Origin of the sequence: Sphingomonas sp. BK481, from assembly GCF_014194875.1 — a bacterium.
In the GTDB taxonomy this organism is placed as follows: Bacteria; Pseudomonadota; Alphaproteobacteria; order Sphingomonadales; family Sphingomonadaceae; genus Sphingomonas; species Sphingomonas aerolata.
The window spans coordinates 64,656-81,783 of sequence record NZ_JACIAP010000011.1; the positions used below are offsets into that span (position 1 = coordinate 64,656).

Annotated in this window: 18 protein-coding genes and 1 pseudogene; 10 read left to right on the forward strand and 9 right to left on the reverse strand. The window is 69.7% G+C overall.

The window, feature by feature from the left end:
• Positions 1–8: 8 nt before the first annotated feature.
• Positions 9–914 (reverse strand): B12-binding domain-containing protein, encoded by a 906-nt coding sequence (locus FHY04_RS17945; protein WP_183937338.1) that lies wholly within the window; start codon positions 912–914, stop codon positions 9–11.
• 223 nt (positions 915–1,137) lie between these two features.
• On the opposite strand from FHY04_RS17945, the gene bchF reads away from it, so the two are divergent.
• Genes bchF through hemA form a run of 5 tightly spaced genes read left to right on the forward strand, consistent with a single transcriptional unit; the run spans position 1,138 to position 6,630 of the window.
• Entirely contained in the window at positions 1,138–1,677 is a 540-nt protein-coding gene (bchF, locus tag FHY04_RS17950; protein WP_183937339.1) for a 2-vinyl bacteriochlorophyllide hydratase, read from the forward strand.
• Positions 1,674–2,990: a ferredoxin:protochlorophyllide reductase (ATP-dependent) subunit N gene (locus FHY04_RS17955; protein ID WP_183937340.1), complete on the forward strand. Its 1,317-nt coding sequence runs from the start codon at positions 1,674–1,676 to the stop codon at positions 2,988–2,990. The genes bchF and FHY04_RS17955 overlap by 4 nt, the downstream gene beginning before the upstream one ends.
• The gene (gene bchB / locus FHY04_RS17960) at positions 2,990–4,543 is read left to right on the forward strand and encodes a ferredoxin:protochlorophyllide reductase (ATP-dependent) subunit B (RefSeq protein ID WP_183937341.1); all 1,554 of its coding nucleotides are present in this window, start codon (positions 2,990–2,992) and stop codon (positions 4,541–4,543) included. The genes FHY04_RS17955 and bchB overlap by 1 nt, the downstream gene beginning before the upstream one ends.
• A complete protein-coding gene (puhE, locus tag FHY04_RS17965; protein WP_221211870.1) occupies positions 4,533–5,420 on the forward strand; it encodes a putative photosynthetic complex assembly protein PuhE in 888 nt (295 codons plus the stop codon). Before bchB ends, puhE begins: the two co-directional genes overlap by 11 nt.
• A complete protein-coding gene (hemA, locus tag FHY04_RS17970) occupies positions 5,410–6,630 on the forward strand; it encodes a 5-aminolevulinate synthase (RefSeq protein WP_183937342.1) in 1,221 nt (406 codons plus the stop codon). The genes puhE and hemA overlap by 11 nt, the downstream gene beginning before the upstream one ends.
• 183 nt (positions 6,631–6,813) lie before the next feature.
• Here hemA and pufL read toward each other — a convergent pair whose 3' ends face one another.
• From pufL to bchZ, 4 genes and pseudogenes are all read right to left on the reverse strand, one after another.
• Positions 6,814–7,638: a photosynthetic reaction center subunit L gene (gene pufL / locus FHY04_RS17975; RefSeq protein WP_031439813.1), complete on the reverse strand. Its 825-nt coding sequence runs from the start codon at positions 7,636–7,638 to the stop codon at positions 6,814–6,816.
• 154 nt (positions 7,639–7,792) lie between these two features.
• On the reverse strand, positions 7,793–7,963 hold the full coding sequence (pufA, locus tag FHY04_RS17980) for a light-harvesting antenna LH1, alpha subunit (RefSeq protein WP_081874173.1): 171 nt from the start codon (positions 7,961–7,963) through the stop codon (positions 7,793–7,795).
• A gap of 41 nt (positions 7,964–8,004) precedes the next feature.
• Positions 8,005–8,169: a light-harvesting antenna LH1, beta subunit gene (gene pufB / locus FHY04_RS17985; protein WP_081874172.1), complete on the reverse strand. Its 165-nt coding sequence runs from the start codon at positions 8,167–8,169 to the stop codon at positions 8,005–8,007.
• 136 nt (positions 8,170–8,305) lie between these two features.
• Positions 8,306–9,316, reverse strand: a pseudogene (bchZ, locus tag FHY04_RS22980) (chlorophyllide a reductase subunit Z); the annotation flags it as partial.
• Between bchZ and FHY04_RS17995 the strand changes: the two are divergent.
• The 3 genes from FHY04_RS17995 (at position 9,243) to FHY04_RS18005 (ending at position 12,004) form a co-directional block, all read left to right on the forward strand.
• Positions 9,243–9,572, forward strand: coding sequence for a hypothetical protein (locus FHY04_RS17995; RefSeq protein ID WP_183937394.1), 330 nt, complete (start codon positions 9,243–9,245; stop codon positions 9,570–9,572). The pseudogene bchZ and the gene FHY04_RS17995 sit on opposite strands and share 74 nt — an antisense overlap.
• An 18-nt stretch (positions 9,573–9,590) precedes the next feature.
• The gene (crtD, locus tag FHY04_RS18000) at positions 9,591–11,171 is read left to right on the forward strand and encodes a 1-hydroxycarotenoid 3,4-desaturase CrtD (RefSeq protein WP_183937343.1); all 1,581 of its coding nucleotides are present in this window, start codon (positions 9,591–9,593) and stop codon (positions 11,169–11,171) included.
• A gap of 122 nt (positions 11,172–11,293) precedes the next feature.
• Positions 11,294–12,004: a hydratase gene (locus tag FHY04_RS18005; RefSeq protein ID WP_183937389.1), complete on the forward strand. Its 711-nt coding sequence runs from the start codon at positions 11,294–11,296 to the stop codon at positions 12,002–12,004.
• Here FHY04_RS18005 and FHY04_RS18010 read toward each other — a convergent pair.
• Genes FHY04_RS18010 through FHY04_RS18025 form a run of 4 tightly spaced genes read right to left on the reverse strand, consistent with a single transcriptional unit; the run spans position 11,951 to position 15,715 of the window.
• Complete coding sequence (locus tag FHY04_RS18010; RefSeq protein WP_183937344.1) at positions 11,951–12,163, reverse strand: hypothetical protein; 213 nt, start codon at positions 12,161–12,163, stop codon at positions 11,951–11,953. The genes FHY04_RS18005 and FHY04_RS18010 overlap by 54 nt on opposite strands.
• A complete protein-coding gene (gene bchO, locus FHY04_RS18015) occupies positions 12,160–13,059 on the reverse strand; it encodes an alpha/beta fold hydrolase BchO (protein ID WP_183937345.1) in 900 nt (299 codons plus the stop codon). Before bchO ends, FHY04_RS18010 begins: the two co-directional genes overlap by 4 nt.
• Complete coding sequence (locus FHY04_RS18020) at positions 13,056–14,753, reverse strand: magnesium chelatase subunit D (protein ID WP_311725484.1); 1,698 nt, start codon at positions 14,751–14,753, stop codon at positions 13,056–13,058. The genes bchO and FHY04_RS18020 overlap by 4 nt, the downstream gene beginning before the upstream one ends.
• Positions 14,750–15,715, reverse strand: a complete 966-nt coding sequence (locus FHY04_RS18025; RefSeq protein ID WP_183937346.1) for an ATP-binding protein — start codon at positions 15,713–15,715, stop codon at positions 14,750–14,752. The genes FHY04_RS18020 and FHY04_RS18025 overlap by 4 nt, the downstream gene beginning before the upstream one ends.
• Before the next feature lie 47 nt (positions 15,716–15,762).
• Between FHY04_RS18025 and FHY04_RS18030 the strand changes: the two genes are divergently transcribed.
• Together FHY04_RS18030 and FHY04_RS18035 are read left to right on the forward strand one after the other, a co-directional pair.
• Positions 15,763–16,257: a TspO/MBR family protein gene (locus FHY04_RS18030; RefSeq protein ID WP_183937347.1), complete on the forward strand. Its 495-nt coding sequence runs from the start codon at positions 15,763–15,765 to the stop codon at positions 16,255–16,257.
• 37 nt (positions 16,258–16,294) lie between these two features.
• The gene (locus tag FHY04_RS18035; RefSeq protein WP_183937348.1) at positions 16,295–17,086 is read left to right on the forward strand and encodes a DUF2189 domain-containing protein; all 792 of its coding nucleotides are present in this window, start codon (positions 16,295–16,297) and stop codon (positions 17,084–17,086) included.
• Positions 17,087–17,128 lie beyond the last annotated feature (42 nt).

The following is a 17,128-nucleotide window of genomic DNA, read 5'->3' on the forward strand; positions in this document are numbered from 1 at the left end:
TGCAGCAATCAATTACACGCCGTGGTCCCCCATGCGCTTTCGCGGAGAAGATCGCCGGCCATTTTCAGCGCGAGTTTCGCATCGGACGCGGTACCATCGGCGCCGACTTTGGTGGCGAGATCCGGGTCTGCATTGAAAATCGCGCCGCCGACCATGATGCAGACACGAGAATTTCGCGAAACCCTTCGCAACGCAGCAATGATCGAAGCAAGTCCGGCGATATGGCAGTCGCAACTGATCGTCAATCCGATGATACCGAACCAGTCCGCCGTCGCGGCATCCAGCAACACGGGCGTCTCCGCGTCGTTGATCCGGTCCGTCAGCCAGCCGCCATGCCGAAAGACCTCGTCGAGGACGATCGTCCCGAAGCTGTGATGATCGCCCTGTAACGACGCGAATAATGCCCGATGCCGGTCGCCCGGATCTGTCCGGATGCTCGGCATGCGACCGGCAATCTCGTGCACGACTTCCTGCAGCCGCCACAACCCCATCGTGACATCGACGAAATCGCAGCGATCATCATCCCAATATTCACCGAGCAGACGCGCGGCGGGTGCAAGCAGATCGACCATGACCGTCTCGACCGAGACACCGCGGTCGAGGATCGTCTCGATATGCGCGAGCAGGCGGTCGGCATCGACCTGCATCACCAGCGGCGCGAAGATGCCCACCTCGACGCTGTCGATCGGGCCATCCGTCCCGATCTCGGCGGAGGGCATCGCCGCACTGGCATGCGCAGCCATCAGCCGCGGAATGATCTCGCATTCGATCAGCGCCGACAAAGGGCGATCATAGTCCCCGTCATCGCGACGCGGCCCCGGACCAAGATCTCGGCGGCCATCGCTCCAGTCCCGACGTGCAAACGACCCGGTGCTCCACCGGAAACCGCGCAAATAGTGAGTAACCGCTGCCATTACCGGCTCTCCCCAGCCTGGTCGACACGCCAACAACTACAGACCGGGACCTGCATTTGGCAGATTAGCGGCGACTCGCAGCATATCCCACTTGCAATTGACTGACAACCGGACGGTTTTGCTGCACCGCACAAACTGTCCCGGATTATGGACGTCCAAATAACTTGACACTTTTTGAGGGGCGGGCGTAAGGTCCGATCGGAACTTGGGCAGGCGGGGCGCGATGCGAGCGAACGACCTTTCTCCGGCAGATCGGCAGGGCGGCACGGCCGTCCCGGGCGCCCGCCGGGCAGCCGCCCCGCTCTACACGCCGGACCAGCGCGAGCGCCGCGACTCGTCGGCCTGGACGCTGGTCCAGGGGGTGCTCGCCCCGATCCAGTTCCTGATCTTCCTCGTCAGTCTGACGCTGGTCCTGCGCTATCTGGCGACGGGCGATGGCGTGGTCGCCGCGACGATATCGATCATGGTCAAGACGGGCGCGCTCTATGCGATCATGATCACCGGCGCGATCTGGGAGAAGCAGGTGTTCGGCCGATGGCTGTTCGCCCCCGCCTTCTTCTGGGAGGACGTCGTGAGCATGCTCGTGCTCGCGCTGCACACCGCCTATCTCGTCGCGCTTGCCCGCGACTTCGGCAGCGAGGCGGGACGCATGTGGCTCGCGCTCGCGGCCTATGCGAGCTACGTCGTCAATGCCGCGCAGTTCCTGATCAAGCTGCGGGCCGCGCGGTTGCAGCGTGCACCGGCGGGCATGGTCGCGTCATGACCGCCCCGCTTTCCACCCCCCTGCCCACCGCCCCCCTGGCAACCGCGCAGCATCTCGGCCGGACCGGATGCGACGCCGCGCCCGTGCTGCGCGAACGCGGCCAGCGCGAGGTGTTCTGCGGGCTCACCGGGATCATCTGGCTGCACCGCAAGATCCAGGACGCGTTCTTCCTCGTCGTCGGCTCGCGGACCTGCGCGCATCTGCTGCAATCGGCGGCGGGCGTGATGGTCTTTGCCGAGCCGCGCTTCGCCACCGCGATCATCGAGGAGCGCGACCTCGCGGGGATGGCGGACTGCAATGACGAGCTCGACCGCATCGTCGACCAGATGCTGCTGCGCCGGCCCGATATCAAGCTGCTGTTCCTTGTAGGCTCCTGCCCGTCGGAGGTGATCAAGCTCGACCTCTCGCGCGCCGCGGCCCGGCTGTCGGTCAAGCACGGCCGCACGACCCGGATCCTCAATTATTCGGGCAGCGGGATCGAGACGACCTTCACCGAGGGGGAGGATGCCTGCCTCGCGGCGCTGGTCCCCGGCCTCGCCGCTGACGCATCCCCCGCGCCGAGCCTGATGATCGTCGGCGCGCTGCCCGATGTCGTCGAGGACCAGTTCCTCCGGCTGTTCGACGCGCTCGGCATCGGCCCCGTCCATACGCTGCCCGCGCGCCGCGCCGGCGCGATGCCGCCGGTCGGCCCCAATACGCGCTTCCTGCTCGCCCAGCCGTTTCTCGGCGAGACGGCGCGCGCACTCGAGGATCGCGGCGCGACCCGACTCGACGCGCTGTTCCCGTTCGGTGCCGAGGGCACGACCGACTGGCTGCACGCCGCCGCCCTGGCGTTCGGCGTCGACGCGATGCAGTTCCTGCGCACGATCGCGCCCGGCCGCGAACGCGCCAAGCGTGCGCTCGCGCATGCACGTCCGCTGCTCGAGGGCCGGCGGATCAGCTTCCTCCCTGATTCCCAGCTCGAAATCCCGCTCGCGCGCTTTCTCGCGACCGAGCTCGGCATGGTCCCGGTCGAGGTCGGCACCCCCTATCTGCACCGCCGCCACCTCGCGCGCGAACTCGCACTGCTCCCCGCCGCGACGCGGCTGAGCGAGGGGCAGGATGTCGATCGCCAGCTCGACCGCGTCCGTGCGGATCGCCCCGATCTCACCGTCTGCGGCCTCGGTCTCGCCAACCCGCTCGAGGCGGAGGGTCTGACGACGAAATGGGCGATCGAGCTCGTCTTCTCGCCCGTCCACGGCTTCGACCAGGCGGGCGACCTCGCCGACCTCTTCGCGCGACCGCTGCGGCGGCGCGACCTGCTGAGGGTGTGATGCAGCTGACCGTCTGGACCTATGAGGGACCACCCCATGTCGGCGCGATGCGGATCGCGACCGCGATGGAGGACGTGCATTATGTCCTCCATGCGCCGCAGGGCGACACCTATGCCGACCTGCTGTTCACGATGATCGAGCGGCGCGGCAAGCGCCCGCCGGTCACCTACACGACCTTCCAGGCGCGCGACCTCGGCAAGGATACCGCCGCGCTGTTCCAGACCGCGGCGCGCGATGCCTATGCGCGCTTCACGCCGGGCACGATGCTGGTCGGCGCCTCGTGCACCGCCGAACTGATTCAGGACGATCCCGCCGGGCTGGTCGCGGCGATGGACCTGCCCTGCCCGGTCGTGGCGCTCGAACTGCCCAGCTATCAGCGCAAGGAGAATTGGGGCGCGGCGGAGACCTTCTACCAGCTCGTCCGGACCCTCGCGCCCAACCCCGCGCCCAACCGGGCAAACGCGCGCCCGACCGCCAACATCCTCGGCCCGACCGCGCTCGGCTTCCGGCACCGCGACGACGTGATCGAAGTCCGCCGCATCCTCGACGCGCTGGGGATCGCCGTGAACGTCGTGGCGCCGCTCGGTGCGACCACCGCGGACATCGCCCGGTTGCCCGACGCCGATTTCAACATCTGCCTCTATCCCGAGATCGCCGACACCGCCTGCCGCTGGCTCGCGCGCGAACACGGCCAGCCCGTCGTCACCACCGTGCCGATCGGCCACGGCGCGACGCGCGATTTCATCGCCGAGCTGGCGGCGCTGACCGGAATCGATCCGACGGGCGCGTGCGACCTTGGTCACCTTCCCTGGTGGAGCCGCTCGGTCGACTCGACCTATCTGACGGGCAAGCGCGTCTTCATCTTCGGCGATGCGACGCATGCGATCGCCGCCGCCCGCGTCGCGCGCGACGAACTCGGGTTCGAGGTCGTCGGGCTCGGCTGCTACAACCGCGAATTCGCGCGTGACCTGCGCACCGCCGCGGCGCTCTACGGCGTCACGCCGCTGATCACCGACGATTATCTGGTCGTCGAGGAGGCGATCCAGGCGCTGCAGCCCGAATTGGTGCTCGGCACGCAGATGGAACGGCATATCGCCAAGCGGCTCCGAATCCCGTGCGCGGTGATCTCGGCCCCCGTCCATGTCCAGGATTTCCCCGCGCGCTATTCGCCGCAAATGGGGTTTGAGGGCGCGAACGTGCTGTTCGACACCTGGGTCCATCCGCTCGTGATGGGGCTGGAGGAGCATCTGCTGACGATGTTCCGCGACGATTTCGAGTTCAGCGACATGGCCGGCGCGAGCCATCTTGCGCCCCTCCCGGTGGCGCCCGAGACAGCGCCGCAGCCGGTATCGCCCGAGGTCGCGCCCCGCCCCGCCCCTGACGCCAGGGCCGCGCGTGTCTGGTCCGCCGATGCCGAGCGCGAGCTGCTCAAGATCCCCTTCTTCGTCCGCGGCAAGGCGCGTCGCAACACCGAACGGTTCGCCGCCGAGCGCGACGTCGCAACGATCACGATCGACACGCTCTATGATGCGAAGGCCCATTATGCCCGATAGCGCCATCCGCCGCCCGGTCCCGCTGCATGTCGTGATCGTCACGCTCGACAACCATCTGTCGGGCGCCGGCGTGGTGAGCGTCCCCCCGCTGCTTTTCGCGCTGCTGATGTGGTTTATCGGGACCGCCGCCGTGGTCTGGCTCGACAGCCGTCCGGCGGCGACGTTCCGCACCAGCCTGACGCTGGCCGGGCTGGTCGCGATCGCCGCGGTCGCGCTGGTCGGGTCGATCGCCGACCAGGCGAGCGCCGGTGCCGCCTATACCGGGTTCGCCGCGGCGATCCTGATCTGGGGCTGGCACGAAATGAGCTTTCTCATGGGGGCGGTCGCGGGTCCGCGTCGCACCGAATGTCCGCCCGACGCGACCGGGTGGCCCCGCTTCCGCGCCGCGACCGCCACCGTGATCCATCACGAGCTCGCGATCGCCGCGACCGCGATCCTGCTCTTCGCGGTCAGCTGGGGCGGGCCGAACCAGGCCGCGCCGCTCACCTTCCTGCTGCTGTTCGTGTTGCGGCTATCCGCCAAGTTCAACCTGTATCTGGGCGTGCCCAATCTCAGCGACGAGGTGTTTCCCGCGCATCTGGCCTATCTCAAGAGCTATTTCCGCAAGCGCCGGCTGAACGCGCTGTTCCCGGTCTCGATCCTGGCCAGTGGCGCGATCGCGGCGTGGGCCTGGACGGTCGCGGAGGCCGCCCCCGCCGGCAGCGGCGCCGCGGCCGCGGGTACGCTGTTCGCGGGGCTGGCGGTTCTCGGGCTCGTCGAGCATCTGTTTCTGCTCCTGCCGATGCGTGATGCGCGCCTCTGGCGCTGGGCCGCTTCCTCCACACGAGCGGCACAGGCCGCCATCACCGACGGACGGGGACGATCGCATGGACTATGAGGCATTTTTCGAAGGTGAACTCGCGGCGCTCCGCGACGATGGGCGCTACCGGGTGTTTGCCGAGCTGGAGCGCACCGCGGGCGCCTTTCCCGCCGCCGAACAGGTCATCCGCCGGACCCGGCGACCGGTGACGGTGTGGTGCTCGAACGATTATCTCGGCATGGGCCAGCATCCCGCGGTGCTCGAGGCGATGCATGCGACGATCGACCGGTGCGGCGCGGGCGCGGGCGGGACGCGCAACATCTCGGGGACGACACACAGCCATGTGCTGCTCGAGGCCGAACTGGCGGATCTCCACGCCAAGGAGGCGGCGTTGCTCTTCACGTCGGGCTATGTCTCGAATTGGGCCGCGCTGGGTACGCTCGGCGCGCGGCTGCCCGGCTGTGTCATCCTGTCCGACGCGCTCAACCATGCGTCGATGATCGAGGGCATCCGCCACAGCCGCGCCGAGGTGCAGGTCTTCACGCACAATAGCCCGGAGGATCTAGATCGCCGGCTGTCGCAACTCGATCCGTCGCGGCCCAAGATCGTCGCCTTTGAAAGCGTCTATTCGATGGACGGCGACATCGCGCCGATCGCCGAGCTGCTCGACGTCTGCGAGGCGCATGGCGCATTGTCCTATCTCGACGAGGTGCACGGGGTCGGTCTCTATGGTCCGCGCGGCGGCGGCGTTGCCGAGCGCGAGGGGCTGATGGACCGCGTCACGGTGATCGAGGGCACGCTCGGGAAGGCCTTTGGCGTAATGGGCGGCTATATCGCCGCGTCGGCGGCGCTGTGCGATTTCGTCCGCAGCTTCGCTAGCGGCTTCATCTTCACCACCGCCCTCCCCCCCGCGCTCGCCGCGGGCGCGACCGCGAGCATCCGCCACCTCAAGGTAAGCCAGGTCGAGCGTGCGCGGCACCGCGATCGCGTCGCCACCGTCCGCCGCCGGCTCGACGCCGCTGGCATCCCCACGGTCGACAATCCGAGCCATATCATCCCGGTAATGGTCGGCGATGCGCACAAGTGCAAACGGATCAGCGACTGGCTGCTCGAACATCACGGCATCTACGTCCAGCCGATCAATTACCCGACCGTCCCCGTCGGGACGGAACGGCTCAGGCTGACGCCGTCGCCGGTGCATAGCGATGCCGATATCGACACGCTGGTGACCGCGCTCAGCGAGATCTGGTCGCAATGCGCGCTGGCGCGGCGGGCGATGGCGGCCTGACCGGGTGCCGTCGGCGTCTAAAGGGCGCCGACGGCTCTGGACCACCGTCGCCGGGCGTCACGCCGCCAGGTGTTTGTGCATCCGCCAGCGCCCCAGCGCGACAAGCGCGATCACCACGGGCACCGCCGCCGCCGTGGCGACGTCATGATGGACGCCCGGAATGGCCGTCAGCAGATACCCCCTTCAGGACCAGATCGGCAGGTTGAGCCACCACGTCCACCATTCGGGCCAGCCGCGCGTCCAGAGCGGCCCCGAGATGATGATGCAGATCGCGCTCCAGAACCCCGCAGACAATGCGAGGAACAGGCCCAGCCGGTGGATGCCGAGCGTTCCGATCGAATAGCCGATCGTGTCGCGGAAGAACGCGTCCTCATATTCCGGCGACTTGACCGGTTCGCCCTCCGCCGGGTTGACCGCGGACAGCACCAGCGCGCCGTGGAACGCCAGCGCGCCCCCGGTCGTGAAGAAGAAGCTCACCGCGAGCATGTGCGCGGGATTGTAGTGGAAGTGGAGATATTGGTAGCCGGTGTTCGACACCCAATCGAGATGGCTGAAGATCCCGTACGGAAAGCCGAAGCCCCACGCGCCGAGCAGCCATGGTCGGACGACGACCAGCGAGACATAGGCGAAGATCGCAAAGCCATAGGCGAAGGGCACATGATAGCCCATGCCGAGCTTGTTGCAGATCTCGACCTCGCGCAGCGCCCAGGACACGAAGGCCACGATCGCGCAGATCGTGATGACCTGCCAGAACCCGCCCTCGCGCAGCGGCGCCAGCCCCAGGCCATAGGCGATGTCGGGCGGCGCGATGCTGATCAGCCAGGGATTCCAGCTCGGCCCGAGCGACGCGGCGTAGAAGATCAGCAACGTGCCGAGCAGCGCGGAGATCGCGGTCGTGACGCCGAAGAACCCGACGTAAAAGGGCCCGACCCAGAAGTCGAACAGGTCGCCGCCAAGCAGCGTCCCGCCGCGCACCCGGTATTTTCGCTCGAAGCTCAACAGCGCCATGGCACGTCTCCGTTTCCCCGTTTCGTCACGGCATCCCGTCACGCCGTCCCATCACCCCGTGCCGATCGGCCGGGGTCGGGACTGCGGTGGAGCCAGGGGGTATGGGAGGACGGGTTCGGTCTGCCCCCGTCCTCCGCAACCGCCGATCGTCGCATCAACTGCCCGCGGGCGCGGTGACGGCGGGCGCTTTGTGCGGGCCATCGAGCCAGTTGAAGCGATCGGTGCTGAGCAGGATGAAGTGGATCAGCAGTGCCAGCACCAGCAGGAACGTGAACAGAGCGACGAGCGAACGCCGCGGATCGAAGATCAGCCAGATTCTCCACATGACGTGGTTCCTCTCATTGGTTTGCGATTAGGGCGTGCGGCTCAAAACCAGGGGCGCCAGTTCCAGACCAGGAAATGCGCGATGACCGCGACGACGGTGAAGATCAGGAAGCTGGTGATGAACAGCTTGTGAAACTCCTTGGCCTCTTCGGGCGTGAGGTAGGTGCCAAGCCCCATCCTCTCGTCCTTGTCTCTCAGGTCGCTCATGATGACGTCTCCGTTGTTCCCGAGGAGAAGGGGAGCGTGAATCGCGCTCCCTGGATCCAGGCGGACCGGATGCCCGCGAGGAAGGAGTCACCCGCATCGGCACCGGTCGGGCCGAACGGGAAAGGCAGTGCCGGGGTCATCGCCCGCGGCTTTCGGTGATTGCGTGCGCGAGGCGGTCCGTGCTGATCGACGCTTCGCCCGCGCGGCGAGCGCCGCGTTCGGCCGCGTCGCGGATGCGCTTGGCGGCAGAGATCCGCACCAGCACCGGTTCGCGCTCGATCACCGCGTCGAGCGCGGCCTTGGCATCGTCGTCCCAGGCCACGTCGCGGTCGATCCGCGCGGGGGTCGCCTCGACCTGGTCGAGCTGTCCGGCAAGCGGCAGGATGTGGAAAAGCGCGTCGAACAGCGCGTTGCACACCTCCTGGATCAGATAGGTTGCGCCGGCATAGCCCATGAACGGCGTACCGGTGTGCCGGCGGATCACCGCGCCGGGGAAGCTCGCCGGGATATAGACGCCCCGCGCGCCGGCCTCGGCCATGTACATCCGCTCGTTGAAGCTGCCGAAGACGATCAGCGGCGGGTTGCCGCGGATCGCCTCGATCACCGCCTGGTTGTCGGGCTTGATCCCGGCCGAGCGCGCGAATGCGAAATGGCAGGGCAGCCCCATGTCGGTTTCGAGGAAGTTGCGGATACCCCGAGCATAGGTTTAGGTCGCGACGATGCCGAAGCTCGCGGTACCGAAGAAATCCTGCGTGACCGAGCGCCAGAGATCCCAGAGCGGCTTGATCGTCGTGTGCTTCTCGCGCGCGATGAACGGCTCGGGATCGAGCCCGAGCAGCTCGCCGAGTTTGCGCAGGAACAGCGTCGTGCTCTCCAGCCCGATCGGCGCCTGCAGATAGGGCCGTTCGAGTATCTCGCACAGTCCGCGTCCGAACTCGCGGTACAGGCAGATATTGACCTGCGCGTCCGCCAGCTTGCGGACATCGGCGAGATGGCTGCCGAGCGGGAAGACCATGCCCACATCCGCGCCGATCCCCTCGATCAGGCGGCGGATCTCGGCGAGATCGGAGGGCATGTTGAAGCTGCCGTACATCGGCCCGATGATGTTGACTCTGGGGCGCTCGCCGGGCTTGCGCGTCCGCCGGGCCGCGGGCCAGCAGCGCGAGCAGCCCGGTTTCGACACAGGCGGCAAGGATCTGCGAATAGGTGAACCCTGCGACCAGATCGAACAGCGCGCCCGCCCGGCGACGCGCGATCGGCCGGCTGAGCGGAAAGCGCTGCGCCGCATGCTGGACGCGCGGATCGGCGAGCAGGCGGTTGCGACAGTCCAGCCACCGCTCCCGCACCCGGGCGAAAAGATGATGATACGTTTTCATGTGTCCATATTTGTGGACAGATGTTAGCATCGCGTCAATTGGAGGATGCCGGTGTCGGATGCGGGCGTGGTGGTGATCGGGGCGGGGGTCGGCGGGCTGGTCAGCGCCGCGCTGCTCGCCGCGCAAGGCCGCACCGTGACGGTCGTCGAGGCGCAACCCGGGCCAGGGGGCAAGCTGCGCACGATCGCGGTCGACGGCGACGCGATCGACGCGGGGCCGACGGTGTTCACGCTGCGATCGGTCATGGAGGATGTCTTCGCGGCATGCGGCGACACGCTCGACCGGCACGTGACGATGCGCCCCGCCGCGCTGCTTGCCCGCCATGCCTGGGGTCCCGCCCGCCTCGACCTGTTCGCCGATCCCGCTGCGAGCGAGGACGCGATCGGCGCCTTTGCCGGCGCGGCCGATGCCCGCGGCTATCGCGCGTTCCGGGCCGAGGCCGAACGGCTGTTCACCGCGCTCGACCGGCCCTTTCTCCACGCGACACGCCCGGGGCCGCTGACGCTGGGCTGGCGGATGGGTCTGCGCGGCCTTGGCGATTATTGCACGCTGCGCCCCTATACGTCGCTGTGGCATGCGCTCGGCGGCTATTTCACCGACCCGCGCCTGCGCCAGCTCTTCGCACGCTATGCGACCTATTGCGGGGCGTCGCCGATGCAGTGCCCGGCGACGCTGATGCTGATCGCGCATGTCGAGGCGAGCGGCGTGTGGCTGATCGACGGCGGCATGTATCGGCTCGCGCTCGCACTCGAGGCGCTTGGCCGGCAGAACGGCGTCAACTTCCGCTACGACGCACCGGTCCGCGCGATCCTCATCGAGCGCGGCCGCGCCGCCGGGGTCATGTTCGAGGACGGCGAGCGCATCGCCGCGTCGGCGGTGATCTGCAACGCCGATCCCGCCGCCCTCGCCGTCGGCCGGTTCGGCGCCGCGGTCCGTCACGCGGTCGCCCCCGTCGCCGCCGCGCACCGATCGCTCAGCGCGATGGTCTGGACCGGACACGCGCACGCCGCGGGCTTTCCGCTCGCCCGCCACACCGTCTTCTTCTCGGACGACTATCCGGCCGAATTCGCCGCGCTGTCGGCCGGTCGCGCCGCCGCCCGGCCGAGCGTCTATGTCTGCGCGCAGGATCGCAGCGACAGCGGCCACGACGACCGCCGCGGCGCGCCCGCCCCGGCCCGCCCCGAACGCGTGCAGATCATCGTCAACGCGCCGCCCACCGGCGACGGCCCGGACACCAGCCAGGAGGAGATCGCGACATGGACGAGGCGCATGCTGGAGGGCGTTTCGCAGGCGGGACTTTCGCTCGATCTGGCGCCCTCGACCGTCATGACGACGCCGCACGCGTTCGAGGCGCTGTGTCCCTCGACGGGTGGAGCCCTTTATGGACGGGCCTCGCACGGGTGGGCGGCGTCCTTCCGCCGGCAGGGCAGCCGGACACGGATCCCTGGGCTCTATTGCGCGGGCGGGAGCACCCACCCCGGCGCGGGCGTCCCGATGGCGGCGCTTTCCGGCCGGCTAGCCGTCGACTGCCTGCTCAGGGACCACGCTTCGACGTTCGTGTCGATGCCCAGGGCTATGCCTGGTGGTATGTCGACGCGACCAGCGCGGACGGCGCCCATGGGCTGACGATCATCGCCTTCATCGGCAGCGTCTTCTCGCCCTATTACAAGCTCAGCGGCCGCGCGAACCCCGAAAACCACTGCGCGATCAACGTCGCGTTGACCGGCCCGCGCGGCAGCGCCTGGGCGATGACCGAACGTCCCGCGCACCGCGTCGACCGGGGCACCGATCATTTCGTGGTGGGCCCGAGCAGCCTCAGCTGGGACGGCGACACGCTGGTGATCGAAATCCGCGAACGATCCGCGCCGCTGCCCTACCCTGTGCGCGGCACGATCCGCGTCACCCCCGCGATGATCGGCACCACCGCCTTCGCGCTCGATCCGGGCGGGCGGCATCGCTGGCATCCGGTCGCGCCGCGCGCCCAGGTCGAGGTCGCGATGACGCATCCCGGCGTCCGCTGGTCGGGCCCCGGCTATTTCGATTCAAATTTCGGCGACGAACCGCTCGAGGCGGGGTTCGACGACTGGCACTGGTCGCGCGCGCATCTGAAAAGCGACGTCGCAGTGCTGTACGAGGGGCGACGGCGCGACGGCACGCCGTTCGACCTCGCGCTCAAATTCGATGCGCAGGGCCGGTGGCACGACGTCGTCCAGCCCGCCCCGGCGGCCTTGCCCCGGACCGGCTGGCTCATAAAGCGCGCGACCCGGGCCGATGCGGGACATCGCCCCCGCGTGGTGAAGACGTGGATCGATGCCCCCTTCTATGCCCGTTCCGCGCTCGCCACGAGGCTGTTCGGCGAGGAGGTGCGCGCCGTGCACGAAAGCCTCGCGCTCGGCCGCTTTCGATCACCGGTCGTCCAGTCGATGCTCCCCTACCGGATGCCCCGCGCCTTCTGGTGAAGCGCGTTCTGGTGAAGCGGCGTCGGGCGGCGTCAGGGAGTCTCTGGCGACCTTGTCCTTCGCGATCGCCCGATTGACCGAAACGAGCTGCCACACGCAGAAGATGATGACCGGCGCGCCCACAATCATCAGGTCGAGCAGGCCGAGAACGCCGGTCATATACGGGCCTCCATGAACGGTCGTATGATCGCCGCGACCTCTTCGGGGCGTTCCTCATGCGCGAGATGGCCGAGCCCGTGCAGCGTCTCGAGCCGCCCGTCACCGACCGCCGCCGCTGCCTCGCGCGCGTTCGACAACGGGATCGCCCGGTCGGCGTCGCCGTGCACGAGCAGCACCGGCGTCTTCAACCGCGCCAGATCCCGCCGCAATCCGACCAGATCCCAGGCCGCCATCATGCCGATCGCGCCCGCGCACTGCGCCGACGTGCCGAGCAGCGCCGCATAACAGGCCACGCCCGCATCATCGATCCGCGATCCGGTCGACCGGTACAGGAACCGACCCGTCTCGCCCGGGGTGCGGGCAATCCGCGCGAACAGATGCGGCGCGATCGGGTTGACGAACAGCGCGCGCGCCATCGTCGGGAACAATGTGGCGGCCAACCCCGGAAAGGGCAGCAGCGCGGCACTCAACCCGATGATCGCCGCGGGGGACGCCCTGCCGTCGATCGCCAGCCGCGCCGCGATCGCCGCCCCCGCCGAATGACCGATGATCACCTGCGGCGTGACCTGCAGCGCACCGAGCAACGTCGCGACCGCGCCCGCCATTCCCGCGATCGACAGGCTGCCGACCGGGCGGCCGGTGGTGAAGCCATGCCCCGGAAGGTCGACCGCGACGACGTGGTACTCCCGGCCGAGCAACGGCGCGAGCGCCCGCCAGCTATGCGTCGCCGCGCCGGTACCGTGGAGCAGCAGGATCGTCGCGGGCGGATCGCGGGCGTCGGGCGCCTCGGCCGCGAAGGTTTGGACATGCCAGCGCAGGCCACCGGCCGCGACGAAGCGGCTGGCGGCGCGATTGGGCCAGTCGCGTCCCTCGACGCTCCAGCGCGGCGCGCTCATGCGGGTTGCACCGCGCGGACCGCCGCGTGCATCCGCACCGCATCCGCGCGCGGCAGCGGCAGATAGCGCGCCTGCATCGCTGCGGCGAGCGCCGCCCCCTCGGGTCCCGGCCGCGCGGAGATGTCGAGGAATGCCGCGGCGATCCCTGCACGGCCGAGCGCGGCGGCGGCGGCGCTCGCGTCCGCGGCGGCGACGATGCGCACCGCCCGGCCATCCGCGGCGATGTTCGCGCGCCCGTCGGTCAGCAGGACCACGAACGGCGTCTGGCCGCGCGCGCGTGCCGCATCGGCAACGTCGATCGCGGCACGCAGTCCGGCCGCAAGTGGCGTGCCACCCCCGCCCGGCAGCTCGGCGAGCGATCGCCGCGCGCGTGCCAGCGACCGGGTCGGCGGAAGCAGCACAGTCGCGCCATTGCCCCGGAACGCGATGAGCGCGACCTGCGCGCGCTGCACATAGGAGTCGGCGAGCAGCAGTTCGACCGCGCCCTTCGCCTCCGCGAGCCGCGACAGCGCGGCGGATCCCGATGCATCGACGACGAAGATCGTGACCGATTCCGCGCGCGTCTCGAACCGGCGGATCCGCAGGTCGTCGCGGCGGACCAGCACCCGCGACGCGGTGTCCGCCGTGCGCCGCAGCCGCTGCCACGGCGCCGCCGCGCGCAGCGTGTCGATCAGGCTCAGGCGCTGCCCGCCGCCCGGCCCCCCCGGGCGCACCCCGACGGGCCGGCCGCGCGCCGGCGATCGACGCCGCTCGCCCGCACCGTGCGACGCGCGCGTCCTGCCACGCCGGACGCCCCCCGCCGCGATCTGTGCCAGCACGTCCTTCGGCAGCGCCGCGAGTGCGGACTCCAGCACGACGTCGTCGAGCGGCCGGGTTTCTCCTTCCGGCTGGTCGCGATCCCCCACGTCCGGCGGCGGCGCGTCAGGCGGCTGCGGCTCGGGCGGCGGCGAGTCGTCCGGTTGCTCGGCCGGCAGCCGCGTCGCACGCGGCGCGAGTACCAGCCGGGCGGCGAGCATCAGATCCTCATCGCCGATCACGTCGCGCCCCGCACACCGCGCCGCAGCCCGCGCCGCGCGCAACGCGAACAGCGGCGCGCGCGCGGTCTCGATGCCGAGCGCCGCCGCGGTCGCGACCAGCGTCGCAAGGACCGCGTCGGGCGTCGGCGGCGTCCCCGCATCCCCGAAATCTTCCCCGCCCTGCATCGTCGCCGCAGGCTTCGCGTCGTGCAGGTCGATGCGAAACGCGAGCCGTTCGAGCAGCGCCGCGGGCGGGCGCTCGTCGGGCCCGATCCCGTCGTCGAGCGCCACGACAAGGCATCGTCCGTCGCCGCCGCCGTCCATCGCCGCGACGATCCGCCCCGCAACCGCATCGGACAGCCGGTCCGCCATCGCCAGCACCAGCACCCCGCGATCCGCCTCGACGAGCAGCCCCGCGCGCTGCACCGCCCGCCCCTGGGCCAGCGTCGCGACCAGATCCAGCCCGCCGAACAGCCGGTCGTCATCGACATGAACCGGCACCCGCCGCAGCGGCGCATCGGGCGGCAGATGCGACCGCAGCGCCGCGATCACCGCATCGCGCAGCTCGCCGCCGCCGCGCAGCGCGATGCCGCCAAGCCCGGGATCGGCAGCACAGAGCCGCGCCGCGATCAGCGCATCGGCCAGCGGATCAGGCGCCCCCGCTGCCCGCCCGGTCACCCCGCCACCTCCTCCAGCGCGCGCAAGATCCGCGCGGTCGACCCGGTCTCGTCGAGCACGTTGCGCCGCAACCGGTGGCGCAGCGCCATCGGCGCGATCGTCGCGACATGCGCCTGTGTCACCTCCGACACCGCCTCGAGCGCCGCGAGCGCGCGCGCCGCCCGCATCAGCGTCAGTTCGCCGCGCAACCCGTCAGCCCCCACCGCGATACACAGCCGCGACGCGAAGGCGAGCACCGCGTCGGGCAGCGCGACCATCGGCAACCCCGCCCGCCCCCGCGCGATCGCCGCCAGCGTCGCGCGCTCGTCGGCCGCCCAGTGCTCGACGAACGCCGACGGCGACCGTTCGAACGCGTCGCAGCGCCTGAGGATCTCGACGCGCTGCTCGAGCTCCTGCGGCGTGCGGACCTCGACCGAAAGCCCGAACCGGTCGAGCAGCTGCGGCCGCAATTCGCCCTCTTCGGGATTGCCGCTGCCGACCAGCACGAACCGCGCCGGATGGCGGACGCTCAGCCCCTCGCGCTCGACGACATTCTCGCCCGACGCGGCGACGTCGAGCAGCAGGTCGACGATATGATCCTCGAGCAGATTGACCTCATCGATATACAGGAAACCGCCATTGGCACGCGCGAGCAAGCCCGGTTCGAACGCCTTGATCCCGGCGCCCAGCGCGCGTTCGAGATCGAGCGCGCCGACCACCCGGTCCTCGGTCGCGCCGAGCGGCAGGTCGACGAACGGCACCGGCACCTGCCCGCTGCGCGGCGTTCCGTCCTGATACCCCGCCTGGTCGGCCCGCACCGGCGGCAGCAGCGCGGCGAGCGCACGCACCGCGGTCGACTTGCCCGTGCCGCGATCGCCGAACACCATCACCCCGCCGATCCGGGCATCGACCGCCGCGATCAGCAGCGCGCGTTTCATCTCGTCCTGGCCGACGATCGCCGAAAAGGGGAAAGACACGCGCATGCCAAAGGTGTAACACGCATTGGACACTCGGCAAGATGGACAATGTAATGCTTAACCCGATTGTCGTGAGCGGCAGTGCCGCCATCGCGCTCTGCGTCGTCGGCGGACTGATGACGCCGATCGGCCCCTGGTACCGCACGCTTCGCAAGCCGCGGTTGCAGCCCCCAAACTGGCTGTTCGGTCCCGCCTGGACGATCATCCTCGGCCTGGCCGCCTGGTCCGCGTCGATCGCCTGGACCGCCGCGCCCGACGCCGCGACGCGCGCGGAGGTGGTCACGCTGTTTGCGGTCAACGCGGTCTTCCACCTGCTGTGGAGCCCCTTGTTCTTCCGCGCCCGGCGCCCCGACTGGGCGCTGATCGAGGTCGTGTTTCTCTGGGCGTCGCTGGTCGCGCTGGTCGTCGGGCTGTGGCCCATCGACCGCTTCGCGAGCTTGTTGATCGCGCCCTATCTCTTGTGGGTCAGCTTTGCGGCCTGGCTCAACTGGGCGATCGTGCGGCTGAACCGGCCGTTCGGTCACGCCGCCCAACGATACCCCGCATGACGAGGATATACGCCACCCCCTGAACGGAGAGCAGATCATGGCCACCCATCCGCACAGCTTCATCGCGCCAGCACCCGCCATCCCCGAGATCCGCGAGATCGGCACCGCCGACCTGCGCTGGGCCCTCGCCGAGGGGTGGAAGGATTTTCTCGCCAAGCGCGGCGACCTGATCGTGATCGGCCTGCTCTACCCGATCGTCTGCCTGGTCGCCGCGGTGGTGACGTACAACGCGCCGCTGCTCCCGCTGTTCTTCCCGCTGGTCGCAGGGCTCTCGATCCTCGGCCCCGCCGCCGCCTCGGGCTTCTACGAACTCGCGCGCCGCCGCGAAGAGGGGCGCGACTCGAGCTGGTGGCATTTCCTCGATCCGCTCAACGGGCGCAGCCGCCTGCCGCTCGCGATCCTCACCGCCGGCCTCGCCGCCCTCATGGTCGGATGGCTGGCGACGGCCTATGCGGTCTATGACCTGACCTTCGGTGCGACCCCGCCGCTGCGGATCGGCGACGTCGCGGGCCGGCTGTTCACCACGCAGGAGGGGTGGACGCTGATCCTGCTCGGCAATCTGGCGGGCGCGCCGTTCGCGATCGCCACGCTGGTCTTCGCGCTGGTCGCGTTCCCGATGGTGGTCGATCAGCCGGTCGATGCGGGCCTCGCGCTGCGCACCTCGCTCGCGGCAGCGCGGCGCAACCCGCGCGCGGTGTTCGGCTGGGGCGCGCGCGTCACCGGGCTGCTCGTCCTCGGGCTGATCCCGCTCGCGATCGGGCTGGCGGTGGTGCTGCCCTGGCTCGGCTATGCAACCTGGCACCTCTATACGCGTCTGGTCGTCCGCTGACGCACCCCCGCGCCGCGCCCGGTTTACCCGGCGCGGCGCGGT